At 70.3% G+C, this 15,010-nt stretch carries 13 protein-coding genes and 3 pseudogenes; 10 read left to right on the forward strand and 6 right to left on the reverse strand.

Annotated elements, in window-relative coordinates:
• Positions 1-78 precede the first annotated feature (78 nt).
• The 5 genes and pseudogenes from AC5P1C_RS26055 to AC5P1C_RS26075 form a co-directional block, all read right to left on the reverse strand.
• On the reverse strand, positions 79-948 hold the full coding sequence (locus AC5P1C_RS26055; protein ID WP_493868349.1) for an alpha/beta fold hydrolase: 870 nt from the start codon (positions 946-948) through the stop codon (positions 79-81).
• A gap of 111 nt (positions 949-1,059) precedes the next feature.
• Positions 1,060-1,155: pseudogene (locus AC5P1C_RS26060) on the reverse strand (DUF7144 family membrane protein); the annotation flags it as partial.
• A gap of 122 nt (positions 1,156-1,277) precedes the next feature.
• Complete coding sequence (locus tag AC5P1C_RS26065) at positions 1,278-1,721, reverse strand: MmcQ/YjbR family DNA-binding protein (RefSeq protein ID WP_493868350.1); 444 nt, start codon at positions 1,719-1,721, stop codon at positions 1,278-1,280.
• 115 nt (positions 1,722-1,836) lie between these two features.
• Positions 1,837-2,015, reverse strand: a pseudogene (locus AC5P1C_RS26070) (SAM-dependent methyltransferase); the annotation flags it as partial.
• A 28-nt stretch (positions 2,016-2,043) separates the two neighbouring features.
• Positions 2,044-2,088 (reverse strand): annotated as a pseudogene (locus AC5P1C_RS26075) (hypothetical protein); the annotation flags it as partial.
• A 196-nt stretch (positions 2,089-2,284) separates the two neighbouring features.
• Here AC5P1C_RS26075 and AC5P1C_RS26080 point away from each other — a divergent pair.
• From AC5P1C_RS26080 to AC5P1C_RS26090, 3 genes are all read left to right on the forward strand, one after another.
• Complete coding sequence (locus AC5P1C_RS26080) at positions 2,285-3,196, forward strand: LysR family transcriptional regulator (RefSeq protein WP_493868351.1); 912 nt, start codon at positions 2,285-2,287, stop codon at positions 3,194-3,196.
• A gap of 111 nt (positions 3,197-3,307) precedes the next feature.
• Positions 3,308-4,669, forward strand: a complete 1,362-nt coding sequence (hisD, locus tag AC5P1C_RS26085) for a histidinol dehydrogenase (protein ID WP_493868352.1) — start codon at positions 3,308-3,310, stop codon at positions 4,667-4,669.
• A gap of 174 nt (positions 4,670-4,843) precedes the next feature.
• Positions 4,844-6,262: an amino acid permease gene (locus AC5P1C_RS26090; protein ID WP_493868353.1), complete on the forward strand. Its 1,419-nt coding sequence runs from the start codon at positions 4,844-4,846 to the stop codon at positions 6,260-6,262.
• A 4-nt stretch (positions 6,263-6,266) separates the two neighbouring features.
• Here the strand turns inward: AC5P1C_RS26090 and AC5P1C_RS26095 are convergent, their stop codons facing one another.
• Entirely contained in the window at positions 6,267-7,265 is a 999-nt protein-coding gene (locus AC5P1C_RS26095; RefSeq protein WP_493868354.1) for a LacI family DNA-binding transcriptional regulator, read from the reverse strand.
• A 132-nt stretch (positions 7,266-7,397) separates the two neighbouring features.
• Between AC5P1C_RS26095 and AC5P1C_RS26100 the strand changes: the two genes are divergently transcribed.
• From AC5P1C_RS26100 to AC5P1C_RS26130, 7 genes are all read left to right on the forward strand, one after another.
• Positions 7,398-8,537, forward strand: coding sequence for a cupin domain-containing protein (locus AC5P1C_RS26100; protein ID WP_493868355.1), 1,140 nt, complete (start codon positions 7,398-7,400; stop codon positions 8,535-8,537).
• A gap of 5 nt (positions 8,538-8,542) precedes the next feature.
• Positions 8,543-9,310 (forward strand): alpha/beta fold hydrolase, encoded by a 768-nt coding sequence (locus AC5P1C_RS26105; RefSeq protein ID WP_493868356.1) that lies wholly within the window; start codon positions 8,543-8,545, stop codon positions 9,308-9,310.
• A gap of 70 nt (positions 9,311-9,380) precedes the next feature.
• Entirely contained in the window at positions 9,381-10,691 is a 1,311-nt protein-coding gene (hisD, locus tag AC5P1C_RS26110; protein WP_493868357.1) for a histidinol dehydrogenase, read from the forward strand.
• A complete protein-coding gene (locus AC5P1C_RS26115; RefSeq protein WP_493868358.1) occupies positions 10,688-11,461 on the forward strand; it encodes an SDR family NAD(P)-dependent oxidoreductase in 774 nt (257 codons plus the stop codon). Before hisD (AC5P1C_RS26110) ends, AC5P1C_RS26115 begins: the two co-directional genes overlap by 4 nt.
• Positions 11,458-12,261 (forward strand): HpcH/HpaI aldolase family protein, encoded by an 804-nt coding sequence (locus AC5P1C_RS26120; RefSeq protein WP_493868359.1) that lies wholly within the window; start codon positions 11,458-11,460, stop codon positions 12,259-12,261. The genes AC5P1C_RS26115 and AC5P1C_RS26120 overlap by 4 nt, the downstream gene beginning before the upstream one ends.
• Before the next feature lie 207 nt (positions 12,262-12,468).
• A complete protein-coding gene (locus AC5P1C_RS26125) occupies positions 12,469-13,815 on the forward strand; it encodes an MFS transporter (RefSeq protein WP_493868360.1) in 1,347 nt (448 codons plus the stop codon).
• A 98-nt stretch (positions 13,816-13,913) separates the two neighbouring features.
• Positions 13,914-14,912, forward strand: coding sequence for a nuclear transport factor 2 family protein (locus AC5P1C_RS26130; protein ID WP_493868361.1), 999 nt, complete (start codon positions 13,914-13,916; stop codon positions 14,910-14,912).
• Positions 14,913-15,010 lie beyond the last annotated feature (98 nt).

Consider the following 15,010-nt stretch of genomic DNA (forward strand, 5'->3'; position numbering starts at 1 on the left):
CGGATGACCATCGACGTCACCGGACACCTCGCGACATTCGCCATCGTGCCCTTAGGACCTACTGCCCCAACGGTTGGCCTACGAGGCGCCGCCAAGGACCTCCCGCAGTCGATGCGCGAACTCGTCCGGCTTCCCCGGGTATCCGAACTCCCCGTCGAGGAATCCGCCGTGGTGGCTCGGGAACACGGTCACTCGCTGCCCGAGCAATTCGGCGGTGGCGTCGGAGGTGCGGCCGGTCTGCACGTCCTCGGACTCCTCGCCCACGGCGATGACCACGCGGGTCGGCGCGGCGGTGATCGCTTCGGCATCCGGCCGGTAGCTGCTGACCGCCCATGACAGGTCGGAAAGCAGCGGATCGCCACGCGAGCCGTCATCCTCCGTGGGCAGACCGAACGCGGCGGGATCGGCCTCCGGCTGGGCGAAGTAGGCGTCAGTGAACTCGCCCTCCCACGAGGTCATGGCCACGAACGCGGCCATCCCGGCACCCCACCCCCGCTTCTCGTACGTCTCCCGGACACCGGCCCGCGCCCGCACGGCCGCCTCTCCGTCCGGCGTGAGGGTGATGAGTGGGGGCTCGTGCGCGACCAGGGTGGTCACGTCCGCGGGATACGCCGCCACGACCTCGAGCGCGGTGACCGCTCCCCCACTGCTTGCGAACATCTCGACCGGCCCGGCCCCGAGCGCCTCGATGACGGCGTGTACGTCATGGGCCTGGGTCTGCGGCGTGTGGTCGACCCGCCCGTCCTTACGGGTGCTGCGACCGAGTCCGCGCGGGTCATAGGTGACAACGGTCCGGTCGGGGAAGCGCGTCGCGAGTGCGACGAAGCCGGAGGCGTCCATGGGCTGCCCGATCATGAACAACGGCGGGTTCCCGTCGGTGGTCGGCTGCGGTCCGCGAACGTCATAGACGAGGTCCGCGCCGGCTGTCTTGAGTGTGTGAGTCTGCATACCGTGCAGACCGGCTCCGCACCGGAAACTCATCGGTGTGCTCCTCGAAAGGGAGCAGGGCTTCCCAGCGCCGCCCCCTTCGTACCGGCCCCCGCACACTGTGTCCCGCCGTCAGGGTGCGGCCCGGTCAGAGCGATCAGTGCACAGCGCCCAGATGACGAAGAGACCGATCGCGATGGAGATGATCGCCCAGACCGGCGCAAATGGTGACAAGTGTGTGTTTTTATTTGATTGGCGCACCGGAACCATCGACCGCTTACGCCCTGTCCAGGCGGACCCTCGCCGTCATGTCCCGGCTTGCCACACGCCATCCGCCGACAGAGCCGTCCTCACGGTTCGGGGAGCCCCGCCGGGCCGCCTGCCTCGTCCAGGCGCGCCACCCGCCGGACGCCCGCGACCTGGCGGTAGGACGTGTCCAGGAGTTCGGCCACTTCCTGCCAGTCCACGTCGTCGGGGGCCGTGGCGCCGCCGGCGGCGAGGTCGATGCCGATCCAGCCGGACGGGGCGAGGTAGGCGGGTGTGAAGGAGCGCTCGTCCTCGGCGAGGGCCGCCCGATCGGCGTCGTCCGGCAGGACGATCAGAGCCTGGTCGTAGGGGATACGGGCATCAGCCGAGCCCTTGGTCGAACCGCCGTACCAGGCAAAGTACTTGCCGGCCCGGAAGCCCGGCCGACCGTGCGCGATCTGCTCCTCCGCGTCGGGAAACGCCAGCGCCACGCGGCGCAGCCGCACCAGGTACGGATCGTCGTCCTCGAACATCACGGGATGGGGCATGGCACCAGAACCGATCTTGATGCTTTCACGATGTTCCACACAGTAGATCACGCCACCGCTCACCCATGTGGCATCAGAAGGAGCCCGACGCGCACGGCCGCAGAAGCCATCCGGTTCAAGTTGCTACGAGCAGGCGAAGCCCGAGATCCGCCGCATGAGGTCGGCGAGGCTGCGGTCGCGTTCGGCCCACCGGCCGGAAGCGAGGTCGTCGGCCAGGCAACGCACCGCCCGCTGCTCGGCCTTCGGCCCGACCCTCGTCCATACCGACATCGCGCGGCGCACGTGCTCCTCGACGCACCAGCCCGATCTCGTCGTAGTGATGCAGCGTCCGGACGCTCACGCCACCCAGCTCGGCCACCCGCCCCACGGTCCAGTGATTCTCCAACAGCCCCGACTATGCGACCTCACGCCACGTGAGGGTCAAGCACCGGGCTCCCGGCGACGGAGCCTCACCGTCCCATGTCCCCAAGGAGCATCCTGATTTCCTAAGGTTCGAGCATGCACAGAACCACCCTCCGCCCTGCTCCTGTCCTCCGCCTCCCGCTCCCCCACGGAAGTGCGTCATGACGCTCAATCAGCTGCGGGCCTTCGTCGAAGCGGAACGGCTCGGGTCCTTCACCGCCGCCGCGCAGGCCATGGACATCGCCCAGGCATCCGCGTCCGAACTGGTCCGGCGGCTGGAGGCGGAACTGGGGGCGGAGCTGTTCCTGCGCGGCAGCCGCACCCTGACCCTGACCTCCGCCGGGCACGAACTCCTGCCGTACGCCCAGGAGTCGCTGGCCGCGGCGGACAGCGGGACCCGGGCCGTCCGCTCCCTTGGGTCACTGGGCGGCGGCACCGCCACCTTCGGGGTGCTGCGCAACGCCGACTACTACCTCCTCTCCAACCTCGTGCAGATGTTCCACGCCCGGTACCCGGCGGTCCGCGTACGGCTCGTGGGCCAGAACTCCGCCGAGACCGCCCTGGCCGTCGCGGCGGGGCAGATCGAGGCGGGCCTCGTCGTGCTGCCCATCGACGACGAGGGGCTGGCCATCACACCCCTCATGCGCGACGAGGTGTTCTACGTCAGCGCGAGCGCCGAGCGCACGCGCACCCCCGTGAGCATCGAGGCATTCTGCCGGGCGCCCCTGGTCCTGTACGACGCGCACTACGGCTGGAAGGACCCGACGCGGCGCCAGCTCGCCGAGCGCGCCCAGCTCGCCGGAGCCCGCATCGACCCCCTCATCGAGCTCGAACACGTAGAAGCAGCAGTGAAGTTGGCGGCGGCCGGAGTCGGCGACACGATCGCGAGCCGGGCGGTGATCTCCAGTCCTGCCTTCCCCGCCGGACTGCATACGGCTCCCTTCGCCGAACCCCTCTACGACACCATCGCGCTCGTCAGACGCCGCGGTCGCCCCCTGTCCCGCGCCACCCGGGAACTCGCCCGCCTCGCCGAGGACACCATCCGCGAGATCGGCAACGGCCTCTTGACCTGATCGCGGCGGGCGGATTCTCCGGCCTCCGGCCAGTGCCACAGGAAAACCCTGCGGCAGGTGCAGGAATCGCCCCTCTAGTCCTGTGGAACAGCCCCGTCTACCGTCCCGGACATGCAGATCACGCACGACGAACAGAAGACCCTCGCTCCCTTCCAGTGGCTCAAGAAGCCGGAGGTCGACGGTCCCCCCGCCCAGCGCGACCCCAAGGTGGTCGAGCGCGTCTCCCAGATGCTGAAGGAGATCGAGAGCAAGGGCATGGACGCGGTCCGCGCCTACGGACAGGAGCTGGACGGCTGGTCCGGCGAGCTGGAGATCGGGGCCACCGAGCTCAAGAAGTCGGCGGACGCGCTGCCCGCCGACGTCCGTACCGCCCTCGAGATGGGCTACGAGCGCACACACCGCTTCGCCTCCGCGCAGCGCGAGCACCTGACCGACTTCGAGATCGAGCTCGCTCCCGGGGTGGCGGGCGGACAGCGCTACGTCCCGGTCTCCCGGGTCGGCGCCTACCTCCCAGCCGGCCGCTTCCCGCTCCTTGCCAGTGCCTTCATGACCGTGGGCGTCGCCAAGACGGCCGGCGTGCCGAGCGTCCTTGCGTGCACCCCGCCGTCGGGCGAGCACGGCGCCCACCCGGCCGTGCTCTACGGCGCCTACCTGTCCCGGGCCGACCGGGTCTTCGCCGTCGGCGGCGTCCAGGCCCTCGGTGCGATGGCGTTCGGCCTGCTGGGCGAAGCCCCCGTCGACATGCTGGTCGGTGCCGGGAACGCCTTCGTCACCGAGGCGAAACGGCAGCTCTTCGGGCAGGTCGGGATCGACCTCCTTGCCGGTCCGTCCGAGGTGGCCGTCATCGCCGACGACACCGCCGACCCGGTCTGGGTCGCCGCTGACCTGCTCGGCCAGGCGGAGCACGGCCCGAACTCACCGGCCGCGCTGATCACCACGTCACAGAAGCTGGGCCGGGCGGTCGTCGCGGAGATGGACCGCCAGCTGGCGACCCTCCCCACCCGCGACATCGCTGGACCCGCCTGGCGCGACTTCGGCTCCGTCATCGTCGTACGCGACCGGGACCAGGCCGTCGCCGTGTCGGACATCCTCGGCCCGGAGCACCTGGAGATCCAGACGGAGGACGACGACTTCTACCTCCAGAACCTCACCAACTACGGCTCGGTCTTCCTGGGCCCCTGGTCCACCGTCGCCTACTCCGACAAGGGCATCGCCGGCACCAACCACGTGCTGCCGACCGGCAAGACCGCCCGCTACAACGCGGGGCTCTCCGTCTCCCGCTTCCTCAAGCCCCTCACGTACCAGCGGGCCGTCAAGGAGGGCACGGCTTCCCTGGCGCCCGCCGTCGAACGGATCTCCGCCTTCGAGGGCCTCGCCGCCCACGGGGCGACCGCCACGATCCGGATCGACCGGATCGGCCGCACGTCCGGCGCCTTCGACGCCATCCCGGAGGCGCTGCGCGAGCAGCTCTGATCAGTTCCTCCGCCTCGCCTCCGTGCCCGGTTCCCGGCCGGGGGCGAGGGGCCCGGAGCACCACGCTCCGGCCTCGGCCGGTCCCTCCGGGCCGCCGCTGTCGGCCGCCCGGGACGAGTGAGTACCGTCCTGTACCGAGGGCATCCGCGCTCCCACTCCCCCGAGGATCTCCCCATGCACCACCCCTCGCCCGACCCGGCCCCCGCTGCCGGGGGCACCGCCCTCCAACAAGGCCTCAAGGGCCGCCAGATCACCATGATCTCCATCGGCGGCGTGATCGGTGCCGGACTCTTCGTCGGCTCGTCCACCGCCGTCGCGGCGGCAGGTCCGGCCGTTCTGATCTCTTTCCTGCTGGCCGCCGCCCTGGTGGTGCTGGTCATGCAGATGCTCGGAGAGATGGCCGTCGCCCATCCCGACACCGGTTCGTTCTCCACGTACGCGGACCGGGCCCTCGGCCGCTGGGCCGGCTTCTCCATCGGCTGGCTCTACTGGTGGTTCTACATTCTCGTCATTCCCATCGAGGCCATCGCCGCGGGCGAGGTGATCGCCGGGCTGACGTCGGTGCCGAGCTGGATTCCGGCGCTCGCCATGATCGCCCTGCTCGCGGGCAGCAACCTCCTCGCCGTGCGCAACTACGGTGAGTTCGAGTACTGGTTCGCGCTCCTGAAGGTCGTCGCGATCGTCGCCTTCCTCGTGCTCGGCGCGCTCGCGATCTTCGGGATCCTGCCCGGGTCGGACGCCCACGGGGTGTCGCATCTGTGGAGCGAGGGCGGGTTCGCCCCCAAGGGCGGGGTGGCCGTGCTCGCCGGTCTCCTCACGGCGATGTTCAGTTTCCAGGGCAGTGAGATCGTCACGATCGCCGCCGCCGAGTCCGAGGATCCGAAGAAGAACATCAAGAAGGCCGTCCGCGCCGTCGTGTGGCGCCTGGGGCTCTTCTACGTCGGCTCGATCTTCGTCGTGGTCAGTCTGGTTCCGTGGAACTCCCACGGGCTTGCCGACGGTTCCTACCAGGCGGTCCTCGACCGCATGAACATCCCGGGCGCCGGGCTGATCATGGACGTGGTCCTCGTCGTGGCCGTGAGCAGCTGCCTCAACTCGGCCATCTACACGGCTTCACGCATGGCGTTCTCCCTCGCCCGCCGCCAGGACGCCCCGGCGGCCCTCGCGACCACCTCGGCGTCCGGCGTGCCCCGCAACGCGGTCCTCGCCTCGACCGTCATCGGTGTCGCCGCGGTGATCGCCAACTACCTTCTGCCGAGCGTCTTCACCTATCTCATCGCCTCCAGCGGCGCGATCGCCCTGATGATGTACATGGTCATCGCCATCACTCAGTACGCCACACGACGCAAGGGTCCACGGCCGAGCGAGGTGCGGATGTGGGCGTTCCCCTATCTGACCCTGGCCACGATCGCCTTCATCGCGGGGGTCCTTGTCCTCATGGCGGTGCTGCCCGGTCACCGCCTCGAACTGTGGCTCTCCCTCGCCCTGGCCGCCGCCCTGGTCACCGTGGGGGTCCTGAGGCAGCGGCGGCACGGCGACCGGCCCGCCGGTGGGACCGATGCCAGGGCGGACGCCCTGATGGGTCAGCGGTAAAGGGTCAGGGGAGCCGGGCGTGCGTGGCCCGCGGCACGAACTCGGTCGGCAGGACGAGGCGTTCACCGCTGGGGTCGGCGTCTTTGTCGATGCGCCGCACCAGCAGGCGCGCCGCCTGACGCGACAACTCCCGCAGGTCGTGGCGGACCGTGGTCAGCTTGAACACCTCCCAGGCGGCCATGGGCAGGTCGTCGAAGCCGATCACGGTCAGGTCGTCGGGAACCCGGAGTCCGGCCGCCAGCGCCGCGTTCAGGACACCGATGGCTACCACGTCGTTGCCGCAGAAGACGGCCGTGGGCGTCTCGGCCGCGTCCAGCAGGTGCGGCAGGGCCTCGTACCCGGTGTCGTACTCGAAGGCGCCGCGCGCCACCCGGTCCTCGGGCAGGCCGATGCCCGCGTCGGCCAGGGCCAGCCGGAAGCCCAGCTCGCGTTCGCGTCCGGTCGTGGTGTTGGCCGCGCCGAAGATGCCGGCGATCCGCCGGTGCCCGAGCTCGGCGAGCACGTGGGCGACCAGGCGTCCGCCGCCTTCGTTGTCGACGACGGAGGCATAGTCCCCGCGGGCGCCCGTGTCGCGGTTGAGGAAGACGTAGGGCATGCCGCGGCGGTCGAGCTGGGCCGGGAGTGCGGAGTCGGTGGTGGCGGTCGCGAGCACCACGCCGTCCAGGGACTGGTCCAGGAGCTTCTCCTCGGCCACCGCCTCGTCGGAGCGTTCGGTGAGGAGCATCATCCGGTAGCCCAGGAGCTGGAGCTCGTCGTGCAGGGGTGCGATGACATGCGGGTAGAAGGGGTTCGTCAGGTCGGTCACGATCACCCCGATGCGCCGGGTGGAGCGGGTCGACAGGGTGCGGCCCGCCTCGCTGGGCAGGTAGTTCAGCGCCTGCGCGGCCTGCCGGACCTTCTCGCGGGTCGCCGCGGACACCCGGCTGTCGTCCCGCAGGGCGCGGGAGACCGTGGGCTGCGAGACGCCGGCCAGCCTCGCCACGTCGTGACTCGTGATCGCCATCGGCCCTCTCCTCGTCGCCCGGCGCGCCCCTCCGGCGACCGGCTTCTCAGTATACGTATGCCTTACCCCTTGACATTGAGCAGTCAGGAAACTGTCATTGAATGCATACGTATTCCAATGCGAGGAGCAGCCATGAACCATGTCGTCGTGTCCACCGCCGAGCTGGGACGTCGCACGGTCCGCCGCAGCGACTTCGTCTCCTGCAACCAGGCCTTCATCGACTGCCGCACCCCGGGCTCGGACCGCAAGGAGAACTACGCGATGATCGGGCCCGGCGTCTCGCAGGCCGCCGGTCAGCACGTCAACCTCCGTCTGCCGCACGGCTACAACATCGGTGCGGCCGCCATGCCCCACGGCATCACCAACAATCTCCACCTGCACTACACCGCCGAGGTGTTCGTCTGCACCGAGGGCGAGTACCTGCTGCGCTGGGGCGCCGACGGCACCCAGGGAGAACTCCTGCTCAGGGCCGGGGACATCGCCTCCATCCCCACCTGGATCTTCCGCGGCTTCACCAACACCGGGCCGGACGACGGCTGGATGTTCACCGTGCTCGGCATGGACCACACCGGCGGCATCATCTGGGGCCCCTCGGTCCTGCGGGAGGCCCAGGGCCATGGCCTGTACCTGACCGCCGACAACCAACTGATCGACACGGTGGCCGGCGACGAGATCACTCCCGACACCGAACTGACCGAGCCGATGGCCCAGGAACACATCGACCGGCTGCTCCACTACAGCGTCGACGACATGCAGCGCCGCGTCGCCGCCGCCGACGAACTGGTCTGGTCCGAGCGGCCCTTCCTCGACAGCACCCTGCCGGGCGGCGGGGTACGGCTGAGCTGCGTCATCGGATTCGGCATGACCGAGGACCTGCACCAGGAGCCCCGGATCTTCAACCCGCACGGACACAACGTCGCCTGGCTGCGTGCCGAACCGGGCCAGGGCGTCTCCCTCCACCGGCAGCACGAGACACAGACGCTGATCGTCAAAGACGGCCTGTGGGAGATCACCCTCAACCGCACCGACCCCGTCTCGGTGCGCCTGGGCCCGCGGGACATGCTCTCCGTACCGCAGGACGCCTGGCGCACCCTGCGCAACGTCGGCGACGAGCGGGGCGACCTCATGGTCGTCAACTCGGGCGACGGCCGCGTCCGCCTGGACTGGGACGAGGAGGTGGCCAAGTGCGCCGCCGACGCGGGCCTCGGCATCGACCACAACGGCTACGTGGCGCCGTACGCCTTGCTCCCCCGCTCCGCGCGCCGCTGGTGAGCGCCGTGCCCCGCACCGGATCACCCGCCCCGCTGCCGCTGGTGGTGGTCCCCGGCATGCTGTGCGACGCGGACCTGTGGGCGGAGGTGGACTTCCCCGAGGACCACGCGGTGCGTCACCTCACGTCGGCCGAGCCGGACGTCGGCGCCCTGGCCGAGGACCTGCTGTCCTCGGTGTCCGGCCCGTTCGTGGTGGTCGGGCTCAGCCTCGGCGCCATCGTCGCCTTCGAGGCGCTGCGCCGCTCCCCGGAGCGGATCGCGGGACTGTGCGTCATGTCGACGAACGCGGGAGCGCCGCGCCCCGAGCAGTACGAGGCCTGGCGCGCGATGGACGCCCTGATCACCGACGGCCGGTTCGCTGATGTCGTCGAACAGACGCTGCCCGGCATGTTCCCCACCTCCCGGCCGCCGAGCGGGTCCGCCGAGCGCTACCGGCGCATGGCCCACGCCGTGGGCCCCAGGGCCGCTCGCGCCCAGCTGGCCGCCCAGGCGAGCCGCCGCGACACGAGGGACGCACTGCGCGGCGCCCGCTGCCCGGCCGTGGTCCTGTCAGGGTCCCGCGACGCGTTGTGCCCGCCGGACTTCCACCAGGTCATCGCGCGGGCCCTGCCGGACGCCGAGCTGCGCGAGGTGGCCGGCGCGGGTCATCTCCTGCCCTGGCAGCAGCCTTCCGCCGTCTCCGCCGCGCTGCGGGACCTGATCGCGCGGGTGCGCGAGACACCACCGCAGGTGCGCCCCACCTCCGTGGACGCCGCCGCGCCACCGACCGCTTGAGCCACCCCCTTCCGCCGTCCTTGCACACCTCGAATACACCCGATCCCCGAAGCCCGAGAAGAGAGCCGTCATGCCTCGTTTCCTCAAGTCCCCTGTATCCGCAGGTGCGGTGAGCGCCGCCCGCGCGGATGTCGCGGACCGTGTCAGCGCCATCCTCGACGACATCCGCACGCGGGGCGACGAAGCGGTCCGTCAGTACTCCGAGAAGTTCGACGGCTGGAGCCCGCCGTCCTTCCGCCTTGCCCCGGACGAGATCAGGAAGATCGTCGCCGGTGTCCCGGACACGGTCCTGGAGGACATCCGCTTCGTCCAGGAGCAGGTGCGCACCTTCGCCCAGGCGCAGCGCGACTCACTGCACGACGTGGAGATAGAGACCCTGCCCGGGGTCCGCCTGGGGCATCGGCACGTCCCCGTGGCGGGCGCCGGCGCCTACGTACCGGGCGGGCGCTACCCGCTCACCGCCTCGGCGCACATGACGATCGTGACGGCGAAGGTGGCGGGCGTGGAGCGCGTCGCCGCCTGCACCCCGCCGATCCGCGGCGAGATCCCCGCCGCGACGGTCGCGGCCATGCACCTGGCCGGGGCCGACGAGATCCACCTCCTTGGCGGCGTCCAGGCCGTGGCCGCCCTGGCCATCGGCACCGAGACGGTCGGCCGGGTGCCGCTGATCGCGGGTCCCGGCAACGCGTACGTCGCCGAGGCCAAGCGCCAGTTGTTCGGCGAGGTCGGCATCGACCTGTTCGCGGGCCCGACGGAGATCCTGGTGGTCGCCGACGAGCACGCCGACCCGTTCGTGGTGGCCGTCGACCTCCTCTCGCAGGCCGAGCACGGCCCCGACTCCCCCGCGGTGCTCGTCACCACGTCCGAGGAGCTGGGCCGCGCGGCCGAGCGCCACATCGAGCGACTGCTGCCCGGCATGCCGACCAAGGACTTCGCCGGGCCCGCCTGGCGCGACCACGGCGAGATCGTCGTGGCCGACTCGCTGGACGAGGCCTTCGAGATCGCGGACTCCTACGCCAGCGAGCATGTCGAGGTCCTGACGGAGAATCCGCGCCAGGCGCTGGATAAGATGCGGGACTACGGCGCCCTCTTCCTCGGGGAAGGCACCTGCGTCTCGTACGGGGACAAGGTCATCGGCACCAACCACGTGCTGCCGACCCGGGGCGCCGCGCGGTACACCGGCGGTCTGTGGGTGGGGAAGTACCTCAAGACCGTGACCTACCAAGAGGTCACGGACACCTCCTCCTCTGCGCTGCTCGGCCAGGTGTGCGGGCGTGCGGCGCGCGTCGAGCTGTTCGAGGGACACGCCCGCTCCGGAGACGTACGAGCGGCCAAGTACGGCGACGCCGCACTGCCGTGGAACGACGAGGCAGGCGCATGAGCGGCGGCACGGCGCCCCTGGCCGGGCGCACCGCACTGGTCAGCGGGGGCGGCAGCGGACTCGGCGCAGCCATCACACGTGCCCTGCTGGCGGACGGGGCACGGGTGGTCATCACCGGTCGCAACGAGCAGGTCCTCAAGAACACCGCCACGCGTCTGGGTCCTGATGTCGTCCACCGGGTCTGCGACGTGTCGCGGCCCGGCGATGTCGAGGCGCTCGCGGCGGATCTGGCGGAGAAAGAGATCTCGGTGCTCGTCAACAACGCCGGGATCGCGGGGCCGGTGGCGCCGCTGACCGAGATCTCCCCCCAGGACTGGGACGAGGTGTTCGACGTGAACGTGCGCGGGGTGTTCCTGATGTGCCGGGCGTTCCTGCCCGCCATGACGGCGCGGCGCGCGGGCGATGTCGTGAACATCGCCTCGGTGTCGGGCAAGCGGCCCTTGCTGCGGCGCACGCCGTACTGCGCGTCCAAGATGGCGGTCATCGGCCTGACCGCCACCCTGGCCGGCGAGGTCGGGCCCCTGGGGGTCACCGTCAACTCCCTGTCCCCGGGCCCCGTTGCGGGCCCCAGGATGGAACGGAACTTCCGCCTGGAGGCGGAGCGCACCGGCGGCAGTTACGCGCAGGCCGAGGAGGCGTTCGTGTCCCGGTCGGCCCTCGGTCGCATGGTCACCGAGGACGAGGTAGGCGCGGCGGTCGGTGCGATGCTCCGGATGCCGGGCCTGTGCGGCGCCGACATCGACCTCTCGGCGGGGATGGTCGCGCGGTGACGGCGGGGGAAGGGGCGGCTCCGGGAGATGCGGAACGCCGCTCCCTCAAGGAGCGGCTCGCGGCCGGCGAGCGGTTGTACGGCGCGCTGCTGCGGCTTCCATCGGAGACCCTGGTGGAGATGGCGGGGGTCGCGGGCCTGGACTACGTGGTCATCGACTGCGAGCACGGCCCTGCCGACACGGCGCTGCTCCAGCACCATCTGACGGCCGCGGCGGCGCAGGACATCGAGGTCCTCGTTCGCGTGGGCACCTCCGAACCCGCTCTCGCCCTGCGGTGCCTGGACCTGGGGGCCGCAGGGATCATCCATCCGCATGTCGACGACGCGCAGGACGCGCGGCGTGCGGTGGCGTCGGTCCACTACCCGCCCCTGGGAAGACGGGGGTTCGCGACATACAGCAGAGCCGGCCGATTCGGCACGGTCCCGGCGGCCGCGCACGTGGCCGCCTCCCGGGACGCTCTGGTGGTGGTGATGATCGAGACGGAGCGGGCCTGCTCAGCCGCTACGGAGATCGTCGCGACGCCAGGGGTGGACGCGGTCCTGGTGGGCCCGGCCGACCTGGCGGCGGACTGCGCCTTTCCCGGGCAGGACGTCGTCGACGCGCTCGTCACGAAGGCCCAACGGGCCACGCGTGAGGCGGGCCGGTCGGTGATGACGATCGTGCCGGGCGCCGAGGGCGCCAGGGCCGCCGAGCGAGCAGGAGCACAGCTGGTGCTCTACAACATGGCCCAGGTCCTGATGGACACCTTCAGGTCCCTGGCGCCGCCCCCGCCGCGTGATGGACCGGTCAGCCGCGCCTGAGGGCGCACGACCCGGACGGCTCCTCTCATCCCCTCCGAGGAGCCGTCCGGGCTGCGCCCGCACGCTCCGACGGGCCCTTGCGGCCCACCGGCGCACACGTCACCGGAACCCTCTCGTCCACCTCTTGACGGCCTCCGTCACGCTCCTTAGTGTTCGGCGGAAGTTCATACGTATGCACACCCAGGAAACCGCGCGAACGGAGAAGCCATGTCCGCTGTAGCGCCGCCCACCACCGCAGTCGAAACCCCAGAGGTCGACGCGGAGACGCGGAATGCGATACGCCGAGCCATCGGCGCGGGAAGCATCGGAAACTTCGTCGAACAGTTCGACTACGGCCTCTACGGCTACATGGCGCCGATCCTCGCCCCCGCCTTCTTCCCACAGAGCAACCAGACCGTGGCCGTGCTCAGCACGTACGCGATCATCGCGATCGCCTGCCTGTTCCGCCCCCTGGGCGGGACGCTCGTCGGCCGGTGGGGCGACCGAGTGGGCCGCAAGAAGACCCTGCTGTGGACCATCGTGTTCATGGGCGTGACCACCGCGATGATCGGCGCCCTGCCGACGTACCAGCAGATCGGGATCTTCGCGCCCCTGCTCCTCCTGCTCCTGCGCGTAGTCCAAGGCATGGTGTCGGGCGGAGAGTACGTCGGGGCGGTGGCCTTCATCGTCGAGTGGGCGGAGCCCAAACGGCGCGGCTATTACGCCTCGTACGCCTCCAACAGCTGCTTCGCCGGAATCCTTGCCGGGGCCGGCACCGCCGCCCTCACCAGCTGGATCTTCCAGGGCCCCACGCTCGACTCGTGGGGCTGGCGCATTCCGTTCCTGCTCGCGCTGCCGCTGAGCGCGGTCGGGATCTGGCTGCGGCGGCGCATCGAGGAATCACCCGAGTTCGTCCGAGCCACGGAGGGCGGCGCCGATGTCGTCAAGGCCCCGATCAGGGAGGCGCTGCGCACGCAGTGGCGGCCGATACTCGTGTTCTGCGGCGTCTCCGTCATGCTCGCGATCCTGTCCTACACCTGGGTCACGTTCTATCCCGAGTACCTGACCGGCACGCTGGGCCTGCCCCGCTGGATGGCCCTGACGTCCAACGCCATCTCCGTCGCCGTGCTCATCCCGCTGCTGCCCCTGGCCGGCATCATCTCGGACCGGATCGGCCGCAAACCGATGCTGATCTCCGGTGCCGTGGCGTGCATCGTCCTGGTCCCCCTGGCCTTCTGGGTCGGCGAGTACGGCACCTTCGGCGCGGCCGTAGCCAGCCAACTGATCTACATCATCCCCGAGTTCTTCCTGACCGGCATCGTCACGGTCTGCACGGCCGAACTCTTCGCGACGCGCACCCGGTTCAGCGCGAGCGCGATCGCGTACAACAGCTCGTTCTCCATCTTCATGGGGATCACGCCGTTCGTCGCCGCCCTGCTCGTCACCAGCTTCGACACGATCTACGCCGTGTGGGTCTACCTCGCGGCGGCAGCGGTCGTGGCCCTCGTGGTCGTGAGCGCCTTCATGACGGAGACGTACCGGACGCATCTGGGGGCGGACAAGTTCGCAGGCTGATCACCCCGGAACATACGCATACACACCGCGCCTACACAGCCCGCCCGCCTGTACAGGCTCGTTCAGACCGAGACGTTCAGACCGAGAGAGGTACCACCATGTCACTGGACCCCGTCGCCTACCTGCCCTACAACGACCCCGACGACTTCATCCGTGAGGTGACCGACCGCATCTGGGTCGGCCGGGACATCTCCTACATCGCCGACAACTACGAGCCGGACTCGATCGTCCACACGAGCCTCGGCACCGTCGTGGGCCGCGACGGAGTGATCGAAGGCACGACGATGCGCATGGGCAGCGCGCCCGGTCACATCGGCCAGGCCGAGGACGTGGTGTGGGAGGCGCGCGGGGACGACGCCTTCCTCAGCTCGCACCTCGTCTTCTCCGCCGACGAGCACCTGGTCGACGGCCGCAACATCCGCGTCCGCAAGCGCACCGTCGCCAACTGCCTCTACCGCCGCGGCCGGATGGTCGAGGAATGGGTCGTCCGCGACGAGCTGGCCACCTGCCTCCAGCGCGGCGAGGACCCGGATGAAGCCGCCCGCGCGCTGCGGTTCCAGGGCTACAGCGGGTCGATGACCCAGGAGCCGCCCAAGGACGTCCTGCTGGCCGGTGTCAGCGGACCGCGGCCCGACGAGTTCCGGCCCGAGTGCGAGATGGTGCTCGAGTTCATCGACGAGGTATGGACGCAGCGCCGCCTGCAGAAGGTCAACGACTTCATGGTCCGCGACCTCTTCCTGCACACCACCGGCGACCGCACCGTCATCCGCCCCGAGCGCTACCAGAGCGATCTGATGGCCATGGTCGGCGCCTTCCCCGACGCACGGTTCGAGGTACGGGACGTACAGACCAACTACTCGCCCCGGTACGCCGGCCTGCGGGTGGCCGTCACCTGGACCATGCACGGCACCTACCGCGGCACACCACACTTCGGCCCGCTGACCGACCAGCCGGTGACCATGCTCGGCGTCTCCCAGTTCCTGATCCAGGACGGCCGGATCGTGCGGGAGTTCCGTGTCTACGACGAGATCTCGCTGCGCGCTCAGATCAACGGCACGCGGGGCGATGGACCGGCGGTGGAGGCCAACATCTACTGAGCAGACCTTTCGGGCGCTGAGCCCCCCCCCATTACCGTTTTCGTAGCCCCGCAACGGGGCTTCCGGCCTTCGGAGTTGGCATGACTACCTCCCCTTGT

The organism is Streptomyces sp. A18 (assembly GCF_059026065.1).

Excerpts from the sequence above, each read along its gene's own strand:
- hisD (WP_493868357.1), top strand. The coding sequence starts at position 9,381 with ATGCCTCGTTTCCTCAAGTCCCCTGTATCCGCAGGTGCGGTGAGCGCC.
- AC5P1C_RS26095 (WP_493868354.1), bottom strand. The coding sequence starts at position 7,265 with ATGGCGATCACGAGTCACGACGTGGCGAGGCTGGCCGGCGTCTCGCAG.
- AC5P1C_RS26130 (WP_493868361.1), top strand. The coding sequence starts at position 13,914 with ATGTCACTGGACCCCGTCGCCTACCTGCCCTACAACGACCCCGACGAC.
- AC5P1C_RS26065 (WP_493868350.1), bottom strand. The coding sequence starts at position 1,721 with ATGCCCCATCCCGTGATGTTCGAGGACGACGATCCGTACCTGGTGCGG.
- AC5P1C_RS26080 (WP_493868351.1), top strand. The coding sequence starts at position 2,285 with ATGACGCTCAATCAGCTGCGGGCCTTCGTCGAAGCGGAACGGCTCGGG.
- hisD (WP_493868352.1), top strand. The coding sequence starts at position 3,308 with ATGCAGATCACGCACGACGAACAGAAGACCCTCGCTCCCTTCCAGTGG.
- AC5P1C_RS26125 (WP_493868360.1), top strand. The coding sequence starts at position 12,469 with ATGTCCGCTGTAGCGCCGCCCACCACCGCAGTCGAAACCCCAGAGGTC.
- AC5P1C_RS26115 (WP_493868358.1), top strand. The coding sequence starts at position 10,688 with ATGAGCGGCGGCACGGCGCCCCTGGCCGGGCGCACCGCACTGGTCAGC.
- AC5P1C_RS26055 (WP_493868349.1), bottom strand. The coding sequence starts at position 948 with ATGCAGACTCACACACTCAAGACAGCCGGCGCGGACCTCGTCTATGAC.
- AC5P1C_RS26090 (WP_493868353.1), top strand. The coding sequence starts at position 4,844 with ATGCACCACCCCTCGCCCGACCCGGCCCCCGCTGCCGGGGGCACCGCC.
- AC5P1C_RS26100 (WP_493868355.1), top strand. The coding sequence starts at position 7,398 with ATGAACCATGTCGTCGTGTCCACCGCCGAGCTGGGACGTCGCACGGTC.